This is a genomic window from Acidimicrobiales bacterium, assembly GCA_036378675.1.
GTDB lineage: Bacteria > Actinomycetota > Acidimicrobiia > Acidimicrobiales > Palsa-688 > DASUWA01.
Window position 1 is genome coordinate 16,664 of the sequence record DASUWA010000062.1, and the last position, 15,868, is coordinate 32,531.

Genomic DNA, 15,868 nt, shown 5'->3' on the forward strand with positions numbered 1-15,868 from the left:
CCGTCCGGCGAGGCCCCAACTCCGCTCCGCCGGAGCGCGGGGACCCCACCCCGCGCCCGGCTGTCCGCGCTAGCTTTCCCGAGAACAAATCGGGCGCGACGGTTGGCGCCGGGCGCGTACACGGGGAGAGCAATTGGCGCAGTACGAGTTCCTGAGCGACGAGTGGTTGGCCGAGGCGCGCAAGATTCGGGAGGAGTACCACGGGCGAACCCCTCAGATCCCGGTCGCGGTCCGCATGAACCAGATAATCCAGGACGTCCCATTCGGTGAGGGCGTCATTCACGCTCACGTCGACACCTCCAGCGGCGAACTTCAAATGGAGACCGGGCACGTCGAGTCTCCGGACCTGACCATCACCCTTCCCTACGCGACCGCCCGGGCGATTCTCGTCGACGGGGACGCCCAGGCGGCTATGCAGGCGTTCATGTCCGGCCGGATCAAGGTCGACGGTGACATAACCAAGATGCTGGCGCTTCAGACCGCGGGTATGGCGAGCAACACCGATCCCGCCGCTCTCGAACTTGCCAAGAGGCTGCAGGACATCACCGCTTGACCGTTCGCCGGCGCCAACCCAGCCGAGCCAGGGAAAGCGCTATGCCAGCGGATCCGACAGCGAGTAGCAGCAAAGAGTCGAGAGCGACGATCCAGGCGGGTGGACCGCCCTTTCCGACATGGCCGCCAGACAGCACCGACCCATGTGCGCGGGCGGCCGGAGTGACGGTCGAGGTCGCGATCACCCGCGAGACAACGGACGTCCCGACGGAGATCGTTGCTGCGAGCTGGTAGCAGCCGCTGGCAATCCGGTGTCCGATCGCCCACTGGTAGGCGATCGAAGTGTGCGGGACGAACGTGTCGAGCTGGCGGCGGAGCTCCGATACGGGGGCTGCGGAACCGCAGCGATGCAACGTGGCGGTTACGTAGGGCTTGCTGAGCAGTGACCCGGCGTCGTTGATCGGGATGCGAACGACTTGGCCGGCTTTGCCAAGGGTGACGATTGTGGGCGTGCCCAGATCGAACGAGACGGATCCGGGCCCCGGAACGTGTGCCAGCACCGCCAAGACGACTCGGGTCGCGGCGGGCGTCGAGGGGCTCTGCGCGGCCACCCCTGCGAGGTAGTCGCCAGGCGCTGTTCCAGTCGGGATCATGACCGTGAATCCGATCGGGTGGGACTGTCGCGCGTCGAGGGTGACCGTTCCTGCGTCAAGCTGAACCCATCTGCCGGTGTCGTGCAGGGAGCCGCCGAGCGCGCTGTAGATCACCCCGCCGCCGCTCGCCGTCGCAGCGTCGGCGGGATAGATATCGAACGTGGCGGGGGTGGACGACGGGTTCGTGATGGTCACGGTGCCTCGGACCGCCTGGCCCGCCGAGGTGGTCCACTCGAAGTAGCCATGCGGACCGGGGTCCTGCGGCGACATCTCGGGTGTGGGCGTCTGTTCCGGCTGTGAATCGGCGGCCAGCGCTCTGCCCGACCACAGAGGGCCCGACCACAGAGGGTCCGACCACAGAGGGCCCTGCCACAGGGGGCCCGACCACAGAGGGCCCTGCCACAGGGGGCCCGACCACAGGGGGCCCGACCACAGAGTCGCAGGCGCCAGGGCGAACATCACCGCACAAAACCGGAGGATCCGGGCGAACAGTGGCGTGGCGCGGCACGCAGCCATCCGAGAACGGGGGCGCGTCAGGCACGCCGGCCGTGGATTACGCCGCAGGCTCGATCGAGAAATTGCCCGGGATCCGATCAGGGATCGGAGACTATTTGCTCATCGAGGCAGAGTCCGCCCCGCTGGCACGACTCGGGAACATCTCCGTATACAGGGGGATCAGTGCCAATACCACCCGAAGGGGTCATTTCTCGAAATAGTCCCTCATGCCCCAATGACGTCAAGCCGAAATATCCGATTAGCGGAACGTTGCCGGCGGATCCGGCAGGAAGGGAGCTGGGGGGTGACCCGACCAGTCCAGACAACGAACAATGACCCGGAGACGAGCGGAGGTCTGCCGGACGCAGAAGGGAGCCTCGAGGCCCCATTCGGGCTGTACCGCCTGTCGCCGCGCGAGACCCAGGTCGCAATCCTCACCGCGGAGGGCCATTCGGCGGACGATCTGGCGTCGAGCCTGGGCATCCGGGTTGGGACCGTGCGGAACATTCGGCAGGCGTTGCGGCGAAAGCTCGACGTACCGGCGAGTACTCCTTTGAACGATGCGCTGAGCGGCATGTTCGGGACCATTCCCAAGGACGACAATCCAGCCGCTGCCCTCATGAGCGCGGCCCGGCCGGCGGTCAGTGATAAGGATCGACGTGTACACCTTTCGGTGCGGGAGGCCATCTCGTCAGTGGGCGAGCTGGCCGAGCGCCTGAACGCCAGATCCGTGGCCGTTGCCGCAGCAGCGCAGCACAGCCGCAGGTCGGGCGATCGGCTTCTCTGGGAGTCCGAACAACTCCGGGCGATTGCCGCTGACCTTCACGGTCTCGAGGAGCAAGCAATCGCCCGAGTCCGGGCTCATCTCGCCGCGGTTGCCGGCTGACGGGCTTGGCCAGTAGCGGGCTGCCACCCTTAGCGGGCTGCCACCCTTAGCGGGCTGCCACCGTTAGCCGCCTGCCACTCTGCTCGTCATCCTCGTCATCCTTACGCCGGCGCCAAAGCAGGAACAGCAGCAACAAGACTGCGACGAGGATTATCGCTGAGATCACCGTGAGGATGATGAAGCTCGGCCCTCGGTGGTGACGAACGGGAACGGCTGCGACCGGAGCCGACGAGGCGTCAGCAGCGGTCGGGAAGCTGATCGTCGCCACCGCTTCCCGGGTGACCTGGTCCGAGGTCAGCGTGACCGTGGCGGTCCATGGACCGCTCGGAATGTTCCGGTCGAGTGGGATCGTCACGGGTTCGGTTTGGCCTATCCCGAGGGTGGTCCCGAGCTTGGCGGGGAAGGGTCCCGCGCGCACGCCTCCCGGCCCGTTGGTCAGGTTGAGAGACCCGGAAAGGTCCAGCGCACGACCGCCGATGTTGCGCACGAAGGCCTTGACGTAAGGGGTCCCCGAAGTGTCTCTGGACGCGGTCAGAGAGTTGATGGTGAAGTCGATCGCCGGCGCGGAACCTTCCCCGACTGATAGGTACACACGGATCCCGACCCGGTTTACTTCCGAGATTCCGGCATTCGTCGTCGCCGCGGGTGGTTGCGCCCACACAACGGCATATCTCTCGCCTGCGGAGGCATCGGTCGGCACTCGAATCGTCACGGTTGCCGTCGCCTCTCCGTGGGCAGGCACGACGAGCGTGTTGGGACTGACGTTGATCCAAGTGCTCAGGTCATTGTTCTGTCCCTGTGGCTCGGCGATGAAGTCACCGCCGTTGATGACAGCAGGGCCACCGTAAAGCTCGACGCGCACCGGGGCGTCAGCAGTGTTGGACACCGCCATTCGGCGAGAGATCGTCGCCCCCGGCCCAACGTGGTCGATGATGTAGATCCGAGCCCGCGGGTCGTTGGCAAGAGCGACGGGAGCTTGGGTCAGGCGGACGCCGATGTTTGGTTGCGTACTCCCATTCGTCTGCGCGAACGCGCCAGTGGCCGGCGCAATAGCACCGGCCACTGCCAGAACGTACGCAGCGAGTCTTCGCAAGATTCGGGAAGGCTACGCGACCGAGTGGGTGATGGTGCCGGTATATGTGCCTGCCGACTGAGATGGTGAAAGAGTGAATGTGACCGTCGGATCCCACGACACGGTGTTGCTGCTCGTACCAGCCCATGCGCCGGCCGTGCCCGACGCGGCCATGGTCGCGAGCACCCCGGGCGTGAAGGTACCGATGCCGCTAGTCGAAGTAGCCGTTCCGGAGCTGTAGGCGATGCTCGCGTTGGTGACGGTCTCGTAGGTGGACGCACCGCCGGTCGTGAAGTTGGTGGAGATGACCGAGGCGGTCCATACGTCGGTGAGGTTGCCGCGGCTGTCGCTCACGGTAACGGTGCCGAGTTGATGAGCAAGAGTGAGCGTTCCCGGCGCGACCGTGCCCATGCTTGCTGTGGCCGGCTGAGAGATGCTCAGCGAACCCCCGCCCAGGACGAACGTCGTGGTGGTCCCAGTTGCCGAAGCTCCCGGCGCCAATGCAACCAGTGCGCCGGCGCCGATAGCGAGTGCCGGGATGACCCGGATGAGCCGTGTGCCTCGTTTCGGTCCCATGCTGCCCTTACCCCCTTGGTAACGACTGGGCGTTTCCCCCGTCGAGAGCGATCTGCCCGATTCCGGCAGGATTATCGGGGCGACCCGGAGATCTTCTGAATGGCCCGAAGGGGCGGTTCACTCCGACCGGTCGGACTAGTCATGAGGCCGAAATGGGCTGCGACCTGCGGATACGCGGTGAGCGGTCGCTCAACTGCGGTGTGCGTCAAGGGCGCGCCAAAACCCGTCCAAGCGCGAAAAAAGGTTCGAGGGGGGCGGCGGCACCGGCAACGGCTGGGGATCGCTGCCTCAGCACGCCGCCCTCCTCGAACCTCAACTCACAGTGTAAGGGAACGCTGCCCGAGTGCAACCGTAAGCAGGCCGATTCTCACAAGGAATTTCGGATCGCAACGTCGCACCGCCTGCGCCGAAATCGGCCTAATCCGACATACGCCTCAGGATTTAGCGGCGTGTGGGCCATCTCTACTGGCTTGACTGGCGACGCGTCTCAACCGGTGATGATCGTGACGTTCGAACCGCGTGGTGCGAGCGACCCGCCCTGCGGGTTGGTGCCCTTGACCGTCGCATTCGAACCGGCGTTGTTAACCGTGACGGCGAAACCGGCCGCGTAGAGCGCTTGCGTCGCCTGCGGAACCGTGTCCCCCTGCACGATCGGAACCGCCACGAGATCGGGGCCCTTCGAGACGAGCACGGTCACCTGGCTGCCGACGGGCACGGTTGTCCCGCCGGGAGGCTGGCTTGCGATGACCTGGCCCTTGGGGACGGTGTCGCTGAACTGGTCGCTTTCCACCGCGGCGAGGCCTACCGCTTGGAGCGCCGACTGGGCCGCAGCAAACGACGCGGCCGACGGTCCGGAAAGGGCGGGAACCGCGACGGTGGGTTTCCCGCTGGAGACGACCAGGTCGACCGACTGGCCCGGAAGCAGGGTTCCGCTGTTGGGGTTGCTCGAAATCACGGCACCAGCAGGGATGTTCATGTGGGTCGCGTGGGTAACGGTCCCGACCTTCAACCCGAGCGTCTGCAGGACCGCCGTCGCGTCGGCAAGTGGGAGGCCGCTCAAGTTGGTCGGTACTGCCACCGGCTGGGGTCCCAGAGACAACTGAACCGAGACTGTGGATCCTTCCTTCAGCCGGCCGCGGTCGGGACGCTGCGCCAGCACGGTCCCCGCTGGCGAGCCGGAGTATGACCGCGCCGACACGGCGATCTTGAAATGCAACCGCGTCAGGGTGGCCCTCGCGTCCTGCTCTGTGTGGTTGACGACGTTTGGGACCAGGTGGGTTGGAGTCGCCAGCGTTCCTGTTGCCACCACGGCCCCGGCTGCGGCTCCGCCCATCACGAGCAACAGGAGCAGGAGTAGCGCAGCGATTCGAAGGCGGCGCCCAGTGCCGCGCCGGCGGCCCCCAACGGTCGACTCCTCCGCGTCGAACGGCTTCGGCGGCTCGAATGTGTTGGAGGCAAGCCGAGCGCCCTGCGCGCCTCCCCGGGGTTCGGGTTCGCCCTCCAGGGCAGCAACGTCGAAGAGCTTCGCCCGGCCCGGGTACTCAGTGGGGTCGTCGTCGGTTTCGGTGGCGCCAGTCACGAGCGGGGCCGCGAGCGGCAGTGCCGAGGGCGGGGGAAGGTGAGCCGCCGCCGAGTCGAGTTGGTGAGCCAGGCCAGGAGCGTTGAGGCGCCTCTCGGGGTCTGCGGTGCCAGCTGCCGCGAGGGCTGGGCCGAGCGGCCCGAGCTCTTCGACAACTGGAACGTCCCTTCCCAGTCGGGCCATCAGCGTTCCGATCGTGGTGTCCGTTACGAAGGGAACCTGCCCGGTGGTCGCTTCGATCAACACGAGCGCCAGCGAATAGACGTCCGCGCGGCTGTCGAGCTTCTCTCCTCTAGCCTGTTCCGGCGCTGCGTAACGGGCGGTACCGACCACGGCGCCCGCGGGCTCCGTCCAAGTGGCTTCTGCAAGCGCTCGAGCGAGACCGAAGTCCGCGACGGTGAGCCTGCCCTCGTCATCGAATATGAGGTTGGCGGGCTTTATGTCGCGGTGAACCAGTCCCCGGCGGTGCGCGTAATCGAGAGCCCGCGCGGCATCGGCGCCGACGGCCGCCGCCTGGGCGGGAGTGAGCAAGTGACCCCGGTCGAGCAGCGAGCGGAGGTTGCCGCCTTCGAGGAGCTCCATCACCAGGTACGGGGCTCCGCCGTCCTCGCCCCAGTCGTACACGCGGAGGATGTTGGGGTGGCGAAGCGCGGCGACGACCTGCGCCTCGGCGCGGAATCTCCGCAGGAAGGCCTCGTCGCCGGCGAGAGCCGGATGGAGGATCTTGATGGCGACCCTCCTCCGGAGGCTCACGTCCTCGGCCACATATACGTGCGCGGACGCGCCCGTACCCAGCGGGCGAAGCAGGCGGTAGCGGTCGCCAAGGACGCGCCCCACCGAATCGGCGATGCGAGGCGTCGCCATCGAAAGGAGAGTACTTGTGCGAGTCACCCGGCACGCGGACCGTGACACTGTCCCGTCTGGGGCCCCAGCCCCAGACTCCTCCGAAGCGTGGGGACCCCAACCCCACGCTTGGCCGTAATGACCCCGGCCTCAGCGGAAGACGGTCCGATCAGCCCGGCGGAAGCTCTCCCGTTTCCAGCAGGCGGGCGAAGGCCGCCTCGTCGATGACCGGCACGCCTAGTTCGGTCGCCTTGCTGAGTTTGGCGGCGCCCGGCTCCGACCCGACAACGACGGCCGTCGTCTTCTTCGAGACGCTCCCGGGGCTCTTGCCGCCGCGTGACTTGATCGCTTCCTCGGCCCCCTCCCTCGACCAACCTTCCAAGGTGCCGGTGACGACGATCGACATCCCGGCGAGCACCTGGGGCACAGCCGGGGCCGAGGGACCCTCGAAGTTGAGACCCGCTTCCCGGAGACGCTCGACGACGACCCGGTTCGGCTCCATAGCGAAGAACCGCTGGACGCTGGCACCGATTATGGGGCCGACCCCCTCCACAGCCGCCAGCTCCTCGGCGCTCGCCTCGATGATCCGGTCCATGTTCCGGAAGTGCCTCGCGAGGATCTGGCTACCCGTGGAACCGAGGTGCCTGATGGACAGACCGACGAGAAGGTTGGCCAGCGGGCGTTGCTTGGATGCTTCGATAGCGGCGCGCAGGTTGGCCGTCGAAGTCTCACCCCATCCTTCGAACGATCCGATCCTGTCGAAGTCCAGGCTGTAGATGTCGGCCACGTCGTGCAGCAAGCCCTCGCGAGTGAAGTGCGCGACGGTCCGCTCCCCGAGGTGCTCTATGTCCATCGCACCCCGGGACGCGAAATGCGCTATCCGCTGAACCCGTTGCCCCGGGCAGTCGGTGTTGACGCAGAAGGTATCGCTCTCCCCCTCGAGCCTCAGCAGCTTCTGACCACACACCGGACAGTCGGCGGGGAACCTCCACGCTTTCGCCCCTGCCGGCCTCAGCGGAAGGACCGGGCCCCTCACCTCGGGGATGACGTCGCCGGCCCTGCGCACGACGACCGTGTCGCCTGGGCGAACGTCTTTGATCCGGACCTGGTCCTCATTGTGCAGAGTCGCGAGAGAAACCTTTGCGCCCCCAACGACGACCGGCTCGAGCATCGCGAAGGGAGTGGCCTTCCCCGTGCGGCCGATGGAGACCATGATGTCCTTCAGCTTCGTCGTCTTCTCCTCAGGCGGGAACTTGTAGGCGATCGCCCACCTCGGCGCCTTCGAAGTCGAGCCGAGCTCGCGCCGTTGGCCCAGCCCGTTGACCTTCACGACCGCTCCGTCGATCTCGTAGCTCAGCGTGTGTCGGCGTTCCAGCCAAGCGCTGCAGTAGCGATCGACTCCCTCCAGGCTGTGCTCGAGCTCGATGTGCGGGTTGACAGGAAAACCGACCGACCGCATCCATTCGAGCGTCTGAACGTGCTCGCTGAACTCAGGTCCGCGTTCGACGGTCCCCAGCTGATAGGCCCAGAAACGCAGGTCCCGTGACGCGGTGATCGACGGGTCCTTCTGCCGAAGGGATCCTGCCGCTGCGTTGCGCGGGTTGATGAACGGGCGCGCGCCTGCCTGGGTCTGGCGCGCGTTCAGCTCGTCGAACGCCGGGATCGGCATATAGATCTCGCCGCGCACCTCGACGACATCCGGGTGGCCCGTGCCGATGGTGCGGGGTATTTCGTCGATGGTCATGACGTTCGCCGTCACGTCCTCACCGACTTCGCCGTCACCGCGGGTGGCTGCTCTTACAAGCCTGCCCTGCTCGTACAACAGGCTCATCGCCAGCCCGTCGATCTTCAGCTCGCAGGTGTAGTCCACGTGGCCGGAAATGAAGCGGTCCATCCGCTTTCCCCAGGCGATCAGCTCTTCGTAGCTGGTGGTCTTGTCGAGCGACATCATCGGTGTCAGGTGCCGGACCTCCGAGAACAGCGGTGAGGCTATCCCGCCGACCTTGGCGGTCGGAGAGTCGGGGACGGCAAGTTCGGGGTAGTCCGTCTCGATCTGCGCCAGCTCGGCGACCAGCTCGTCGAACTCGGCGTCGGTGATCTCAGGGTCGTCGTCGACAAAGTACTTGCGGGTGTGGTAGTCGATCTGCTTTCGCAGCTCCTCAGCCTGTGCGGCGATCCCGTCAGGCAAGGATTCGTCGTGCGAGGTCATTGCCCCCGACGATACCGAGCGGTTGTGACCAATAGCTCAGGCGGCGATGCCGCCTCCGACGACTGCATCGCCTCGATACAGGACGATGCTTTGTCCCGGGGCCACCCTGCGTACCGTTTGCTCCAGGTCGATCGTGCCCGCAAGCTCCGGGAGACCTGGCCGCCACACCCCGGCGACCGGGCGGCCGTGCGCGCTCATCTGGACGGCCAGCGGCTCCGATTCGTCCGGCGGGTGGGCCACCCAGCTGATGCCGGACACCGCGAGCGAGTCGACCATGAGATCGTCCAGGTCGCCGACAGTGACCGTCGCAGTGCGCGAGTCCACAGCCACGACATAACGCCGGTTCCCGCCTACCGTGCCCAGATCGCCCAGTCCGCGGCGCTGGCCGACGGTGACCAGTTCCACCGCGGGAAGTTCGCCGACGAGGTTGCCTTCCGTGTCACGAACCGATGCGGGGCGCAGTGTTATCCGGTCACCTAGGAACACCTCACGACCGGCGGTCCTCGATATGAAGCAGACGTCCTGACTGTCGGGCTTCGCCGCCGTCCGCAACCCGAGCGACCGTGCCATCTCCCGGACCTCGGCCTTGGTCATCTCCCCGACAGGGAGCAGAGTCTTCGAGAGCTCCGCCTGACCGAGCATGTGCAGAACGTAGGACTGGTCCTTCGCACTGTCGACGCCACGCCGCAGCTCCCAGGTTCCGTCGGGCCCCGAAGTCACCCGCGCGTGGTGACCCGTCGCGACCGCATCAAAGCCGAGTCGGACGGCCCGCTCGAGAAAACGATCGAACTTCAAGTGCCGGTTGCACTCGATGCAAGGATTCGGGGTTCGTCCGGCGGCGTGATCGGCCACGTACGGCTCGACGACATGGCGATCGAACTCCTCTGAAAAATTGAAGACGTGGTGCGCCAGCCCCAGCTGCTGCGCGACACGTCTCGCGTCGTCGACATCCGCTACCGAGCAGCAGCCAGTGTCGGAATGCCCGCCCCACAGCTTCATCGTCGCCCCGACAACCTCGTAGCCCTGCGCCTTCAAGATCGCGGCTGCGACCGACGAATCGACGCCTCCCGACATTGCAGCGAGGATCCTCACCGTCTCAACTCCCGCTAAGCCGGCGTACCGAATCGATGACCGCGGCGGCGGCCGTTTCGGTGTCATCTGCGGTGGTGGTGAACCCGAGAGTCAATCGGAGGCTGCAGAGAGCCTCGTCTTTGTCCACACCCATCGCCAGGAGCACAGGACTCGGATCAAGCGCCCCGCTCGCGCACGCGGCCCCCGCCGACGCACACACGCCCCTCTCGTCGAGCAGGACGAGCAGCGCCTCGCTCTCGACTCCGGGAAAACGAACGTGAACGTGGCCTGGCACGCGCGCCGCGCCGGCAGCGGTCTCTCGCGCACTCGGAATCGCCCGCAGGATGTTGGTGGAAAGATCGTTTCGAAGATCGGTCACCCTCGCGCAGGTCTCCGACCGCGTCTTCAATGCAGCAACAGCCGCCGCGGCGAAACCGACGATCGCGGCAACGTTCTGCGTACCGCTCCTCATCTCGCGTTCCTGTCCGCCACCGTGGAGGAGAGGGCTGACCACCGCGCCGCGCCGTACTCCAAGCGCGCCTGCACCCTGTGGGCCACCCAGCTTGTGGGAGGACACGGACACGAGATCCGCCTCTGCGGTCACGTCCGGCAGGTCGAGCCACGCTGCCGCCTGCACTGCGTCGGTGTGGAACAGGGCCCTTGGAGCGCGGCGGTGCACCAGCCGGGCGATATCGCCAACCGGCTGGATGACACCGGTCTCGTGGTTGACGGTTTGGACCGAGACCAGAGCGACGTCACCGTCCAACAGCGGGCGCAGACCGGCCGGCTCGACGACCCCGTCGGGACCGACCGGCGCGACGCGGACCTCGCGGCCGGACGCCGCCGCCGCCTGGATAACTGCGGGGTGCTCCACCGCGCTCACGACCACGCACCCCGGCCTGGCGGCTAGCGTCCCGAGGACTGCGAGGTTGTCCGACTCAGTGCCTCCGGACGTGAACACAACGCAACCCGGTTCAGCACCGATCAACTCCGCAACGGAGTCCCGCGCCGAGTCGATCGCCTCTCGCGCGGCGCGCGCCACCTGATGCGAACCGGAAGGGTTGCCGAACCGACTCGTGAGCCACGGGATCATGGCTTCACGGGCATCGGGGCGCAGCGGGCCTCCCGCGGCATGGTCTAGATACACCGGCACGTCGAACCAGCGTACCGACGGTTGTGTTCGCGCCCGGCGCTGCCGTGAACCTGAGCCCTCGGTCCGGTGAATTTTTGCGGAGTTTGTGAGGGATTTGCGACCTAGAAGGGGCTGGGTGAGCAAACATTCACCTAGACCAGCGCTACCGTCGCGAGTGATGTTGCTGTCGAACTACCCTTCGTCACGATGAGCGAGTTGCGGCTCGACCCGATGACGGGACGCTGGGTGGTGATCGCCGGCGAGCGGTCGCAACGGCCATCCGATTTCCTTCCACGGCAACTGGCGGTGGAAGAAGATCGGACTCGCCCCTGCCCGTTCTGCCCCGGCCGGGAGGACAGCACCACCCAGCCGATCGCCAGCTACGGCCCCGACGGAGCGTGGCAGGTCCGGGTCGTGCCAAACCGTTACCCGGCGTTCAGCGGGGCGGAACCGATGGTGGTGAACCACCTCGGCCCGGTTTTCACCCAAGCGCCGGCCAGCGGCAAGCACGAGGTGCTGGTTCTGACTCCCGGCCACGATTCGAGCTGGGCCGATCTTTCGGACGCTCATGCAGCGCTGGTGATGCAGGCACTGCGGGACCGGATGGCCGCTCACGCCAACACCGCAGGCCTGCGTTACAGCCAGGCGGTCGTCAATTCGGGTCGCGAGGCGGGAGCGTCGATCGAGCACCCGCACGGCCAGCTTCTGTCGATGCCGTTCATCCCGGGCGAGGCGGCGAACGAGTTGGCCGGCTTTGCGCGATTCCAAGGCAACTGCCTGCTGTGCGCGACGATCGACGCCGAGGAGCAGGTGGGGCACCGGATCGTCATGGCCGACGACCGGGTGGCGACGATCGCGCCGTTCTGGAGCGGCACGCCTTACGAGATGCTGATCATCCCCCGCCGTCATTGCCGTCACCTCCACGAGGCGGACGAGGGTGATCTCGCCGCGACGGGGCGGTCGGTTCAGCGCGCGCTTTCAGGTCTGCGCAGCCGGCTCGGCGACATCGCCTACAACATCATGTTCCACTCGGCTCCGTTCCGTTTGACCGGGGATTTCCACTGGCACATCCACGTCGTGCCGAAGATCTCCACGCGCGGCGGTTTCGAGATGGGATCCGGCGTGCTGATCAACGTTGTGCCCCCGGAGAGAGCTGCCGAGGATCTGCGCGTCGAGGTGACCACTCCGGTCTAACAACGCCGGCGCAACAGCCACACGTGGCCGCTGTTGATGCCGACTAGTGCGCGGTTGAGGAGACCGTCGATGAGGTCGTGGAGGAGTTCGGCTGTGTGCCGTACGTCGTGGTGCCCACCGACGACGACGTCGTCGGCGACGTCGCGGCAGGCGTCGTAGTGGAGGTGCTCGGGGGCGTCGGGTTGCTCGATTGAACGGTGCCGGGAGTCCACTGGCTCCAGTCGGTCGTCCAGTCCATCACCCCGTGATCCCCTCCGACGGGCGGGCGGGGGCTTCCGAGAACTTGGACCACATCGCCGACCCGGCTGAAGTTGTAGAAAGCCTGCGAGTCGTTGGGTCCCAGGTTGATGCATCCGTGCGACACGTTCGTACGGCCCTGCGAGCCGACGGACCACGGCGCGTCGTGCACGTACTCGCCGCTGTCGGAGATGTGCACATCCTGATATACGAACTCGTCATAGCCCGCCGGGGAGTTGACCGGAATCCCTACAGACGAAGAGACCATGTGAACCACGGGTTCCTTGTCCATGACGATGTGGACACCGCCCATCGTCGGGTATTGATCGCGTCCTCCGCTGACCGGATAGCTCGCGATCGTCGCGCCGTTGCTGTACACGGTCATCCGGTCGGTGCTCAGGTTGGCAACCGAGATGTGAGCGTCGCCGATGACGAAGTTGGCCGTCACCCGTCCGGTCCCCCATCTCCCGTCGCCGGCGTTCCAGCCGTCCAGGTCGGACGAGACACTTACCTGCTCGCCGGTTGGCCAGTAGTTCTGCGGCCGGAAGTGGAGCTCGTACGGGCTGAACCAGTGCCACCCACCGGCAACCGGATTGGACTCGGTGATGGTGAAGTGCGACAGGACCGACTGCCTGGCCCCGGCGCCGTTGATCGCGTGGTTGAAGTGCACGATGACCGGCTCTCCGACCCCGACGGTCATCCCGCCGTAGGGGAAGAGCGTGAGGGTCACTTTGGCCACCGGAGTCACCGTTGAAAAAGTGGTCGTGCGTTGCGCGGTGACCCCTCCCGGACCCTCCACTGTCGCGGTCACCGAATAGGTGGTCCCCGGCTGCAGGCCGTCAGAGGAGGACCACTTGGTGTGATCCAGGGTGAGATTGCCGACGAGTGTCGAAGGGCCCGCAGTGACCGTCACCGAACTCAGGGCTCCGGCGCTCGACGACACGGACACCGGTGAATCCGGCTGTACCGACGTCGCGCCGTCGGTCGGCGAGAAAACCAGGGCCGCGACGAGCCGGGCGACCTCTGCGTTTCGTGCGGCGGTTTCGACTGCCTGCTTGTGCGCGGCGGCTCTTGCCTTGGCGGCAGCCACTTCGGCAGCCGAGGGCTGGGAGACCGTGACCGCGATCGCGGCACCGGTGCCGCCGGCGACGAGCGCGAGAGCCGCGGCGGCGACAATCTGCCAGCGGGCCCACCAGGCGGGGCCGCTCGAGTGTTTTCCGCGTGTAACGACCCGCACCGTCAAAAGAATACGGGCCAATGACCGATAAGACACGTCGTTCTACGGCTTGACGCCGGAAAAAAAGAGGTTCAGGGGGCTCCGAGCCACACCACTGCAAGGGGAGGCAAGGTCACCGAAGCGGAGCAGGGCTGACCGTGCCAGGGGATCCGCTCTGCTTGCACCCCGCCGAAGTTGCCGTCCCCGGATCCGCCCCACTCCTGAGCGTCGGTATTGACCAACTCCGTCCACCTTCCCTCGGCGGGCAGGCCGATCCTGTAGCCGTGCCGGGGGACGGGGGTGAGGTTCGCGATGCACGCCAGTTCGCCCCCCGGCCGGCCGTCCCTCCGTCGACGCAGGAACGACAGGACGCTCTGGTCGGCGTCGTTCGCGTCGATCCAGGCGAACCCCGCCGACGTGACGTCCTCCTCCCACAGGGCGGGCTGCTCCCGGTACACCCGGTTCAGGTCTCGGACCATGTCCTGCAGCTTGCGGTGGTCGGCCCACTCCGCGGGGATCCACCAGTCGATCTCCTGCTCGGCGTTCCACTCACGCTCCTGCGCGAACTCGCCGCCCATGAAGAGGAGCTGCTTGCCCGGGTGAGCCCACATCCATGCGTACAGCGTCCGGAGGTTGGCGAGCTGCTGCCAGCGGTCGCCGGGCATCTTGTTGAGCAACGATCCTTTGCCGTGCACCACCTCGTCGTGCGAGAGCGGAAGGATGAAGTTCTCGGTCCACGCGTACAGAAGACCGAAGGTCAGTTCGCCGTGGTGGTAGCGGCGGTGAACCGGATCGTGGTGGAAGTAGTCGAGGGTGTCGTGCATCCAGCCCATGTTCCACTTGAATCCGAATCCGAGGCCTCCCAGGTAAGTGGGGCGGGAGACACTTGGCCACGCTGTCGACTCCTCGGCGATCATGGTCGCACCGGAATCCTGTCCGAACACGGTCTCGTTGAGCTCCTTGATGAAGGACACCGCGTCGAGGTTCTCGCGGCCGCCGAACTGATTTGGGACCCATTCCCCGGCTTTGCGCGAGTAGTCGAGGTAGAGCAACGAAGCCACGGCGTCGACCCTCAGGCCGTCGATATGGAACTCCTGAACCCAATACAGGGCGTTGGCGATGAGGAAGTTGCGTACCTCGTTGCGCCCGAAGTTGAACACGAGGGTGCCCCAGTCGGGATGCTCGCCCTGACGCGGATCTGCGTGCTCGTAAAGGGCGGTCCCGTCGAACCTCGCCAGCGCGAACGCGTCCTTGGGGAAGTGAGCCGGTACCCAGTCGAGGATCACCCCGATGCCGCGTTGGTGAAGCGCGTCGATCAAGGCCCGGAAATCGTCTGGGGTACCGAAACGCGACGTCGGGGCGTAGTAACCGGAGACCTGGTATCCCCATGACCCGCTGAACGGATGCTCGGCGACCGGCAGGAATTCCACGTGAGTGAAACCCATGTCGTCCAAGTAGTCGGGAAGCTGCTCCGCGAGCTCACGGTAGGTGAGAGGCCGGCGAGGCCCCTCTCCGGTGTCGGTGTGCCTCCACGACCCCAGATGGAGCTCGTAGACAGACATCGGCTGCCTCAGCAGGTCGCCGTTCGCCCGGGACGTCAACCAGCCAGAGTCGCCCCAGTCGAAATCGCTCAGGTCGACCACCACACTCGCGGTGGCCGGGGGGACCTCCATCTCGAACGCCATCGGGTCGGTTTTCAGGATCAGCTCGCCAGTGCTGCTGATGATCTCGTACTTGTAGCGGGCACCCGCGCTCACCCCAGGCACGAACAGCTCCCACACGCCGGACGAGCCGAGTGATCTCATCGGGTGAACCCTGCCGTCCCAGAAATTCCAGTCTCCGACGACCCGAACCGCCTTCGCATTCGGGGCCCACACGGCGAAGGAGACTCCCGCCATCCCGTCGTGCACCCGGAGATGGGAACCAAGCACCTCCCACAACCGGTGGTGCCGACCTTCGCCGAACAGGTGCAGATCCAGCTCGCCAAGCGTGGGCCACGCCGCGTAAGGATCGCAGTAACGGTACGTGATGGTGCGATCTCCGTCGGCGTAGTCCGCTTCGAACTCGTACTCCTTGACGTCGGTGTCGATGGATCCCTCGAATACACCGCCGTCGTGGATCCGCGTCATCTCGAACGCTTTCCTGCTCCCGTTCGACCCAACTTCGACACGCATCGCAACGGCCCCCGGCCGAAAGGCCCGGACCGTCGACCC

The 15,868-nt window shown here is 66.2% G+C and carries 12 protein-coding genes; 3 read left to right on the top strand and 9 right to left on the bottom strand.

Features of this window, described 5'->3' with window-relative positions:
* Nucleotides 1-133 precede the first annotated feature (133 nt).
* Complete coding sequence (locus VFZ97_19120; GenBank protein ID HEX6395551.1) at nucleotides 134-553, top strand: SCP2 sterol-binding domain-containing protein; 420 nt, start codon at nucleotides 134-136, stop codon at nucleotides 551-553.
* Here the strand turns inward: VFZ97_19120 and VFZ97_19125 are convergent.
* Nucleotides 543-1,415, bottom strand: coding sequence for a DUF916 domain-containing protein (locus VFZ97_19125; protein ID HEX6395552.1), 873 nt, complete (start codon nucleotides 1,413-1,415; stop codon nucleotides 543-545). The two genes, VFZ97_19120 and VFZ97_19125, sit on opposite strands and share 11 nt — an antisense overlap.
* Before the next feature lie 529 nt (nucleotides 1,416-1,944).
* Here VFZ97_19125 and VFZ97_19130 point away from each other — a divergent pair.
* Nucleotides 1,945-2,526 carry a LuxR C-terminal-related transcriptional regulator gene (locus tag VFZ97_19130; protein ID HEX6395553.1) on the top strand — a complete coding sequence of 194 codons (582 nt, stop codon included), beginning with the start codon at nucleotides 1,945-1,947 and terminating at the stop codon, nucleotides 2,524-2,526.
* 46 nt (nucleotides 2,527-2,572) lie between these two features.
* On the opposite strand, the gene VFZ97_19135 is transcribed toward VFZ97_19130, so the two are convergent.
* From VFZ97_19135 to VFZ97_19160, 6 genes are all read right to left on the bottom strand, one after another.
* Nucleotides 2,573-3,619, bottom strand: coding sequence for a hypothetical protein (locus VFZ97_19135; protein ID HEX6395554.1), 1,047 nt, complete (start codon nucleotides 3,617-3,619; stop codon nucleotides 2,573-2,575).
* A 12-nt stretch (nucleotides 3,620-3,631) separates the two neighbouring features.
* Nucleotides 3,632-4,174 (bottom strand): hypothetical protein, encoded by a 543-nt coding sequence (locus VFZ97_19140; GenBank protein HEX6395555.1) that lies wholly within the window; start codon nucleotides 4,172-4,174, stop codon nucleotides 3,632-3,634.
* Nucleotides 4,175-4,661: 487 nt separating this feature from the next.
* Nucleotides 4,662-6,617 (bottom strand): PASTA domain-containing protein, encoded by a 1,956-nt coding sequence (locus tag VFZ97_19145; protein HEX6395556.1) that lies wholly within the window; start codon nucleotides 6,615-6,617, stop codon nucleotides 4,662-4,664.
* Nucleotides 6,618-6,765: 148 nt separating this feature from the next.
* Nucleotides 6,766-8,805 (bottom strand): NAD-dependent DNA ligase LigA, encoded by a 2,040-nt coding sequence (gene ligA / locus VFZ97_19150; GenBank protein HEX6395557.1) that lies wholly within the window; start codon nucleotides 8,803-8,805, stop codon nucleotides 6,766-6,768.
* Between the two features lie 36 nt (nucleotides 8,806-8,841).
* A complete protein-coding gene (mnmA, locus tag VFZ97_19155) occupies nucleotides 8,842-9,897 on the bottom strand; it encodes a tRNA 2-thiouridine(34) synthase MnmA (GenBank protein ID HEX6395558.1) in 1,056 nt (351 codons plus the stop codon).
* 4 nt (nucleotides 9,898-9,901) lie between these two features.
* Nucleotides 9,902-11,029 carry a cysteine desulfurase family protein gene (locus VFZ97_19160; GenBank protein HEX6395559.1) on the bottom strand — a complete coding sequence of 376 codons (1,128 nt, stop codon included), beginning with the start codon at nucleotides 11,027-11,029 and terminating at the stop codon, nucleotides 9,902-9,904.
* 186 nt (nucleotides 11,030-11,215) lie between these two features.
* Between VFZ97_19160 and VFZ97_19165 the strand changes: the two genes are divergently transcribed.
* A complete protein-coding gene (locus VFZ97_19165; GenBank protein HEX6395560.1) occupies nucleotides 11,216-12,202 on the top strand; it encodes an HIT domain-containing protein in 987 nt (328 codons plus the stop codon).
* Nucleotides 12,203-12,245: 43 nt separating this feature from the next.
* Here the strand turns inward: VFZ97_19165 and VFZ97_19170 are convergent, their stop codons facing one another.
* Nucleotides 12,246-13,676: an Ig-like domain-containing protein gene (locus VFZ97_19170; GenBank protein HEX6395561.1), complete on the bottom strand. Its 1,431-nt coding sequence runs from the start codon at nucleotides 13,674-13,676 to the stop codon at nucleotides 12,246-12,248.
* A 71-nt stretch (nucleotides 13,677-13,747) separates the two neighbouring features.
* On the bottom strand, nucleotides 13,748-15,784 hold the full coding sequence (glgB, locus tag VFZ97_19175; GenBank protein HEX6395562.1) for a 1,4-alpha-glucan branching protein GlgB: 2,037 nt from the start codon (nucleotides 15,782-15,784) through the stop codon (nucleotides 13,748-13,750).
* Nucleotides 15,785-15,868: the final 84 nt, after the last annotated feature.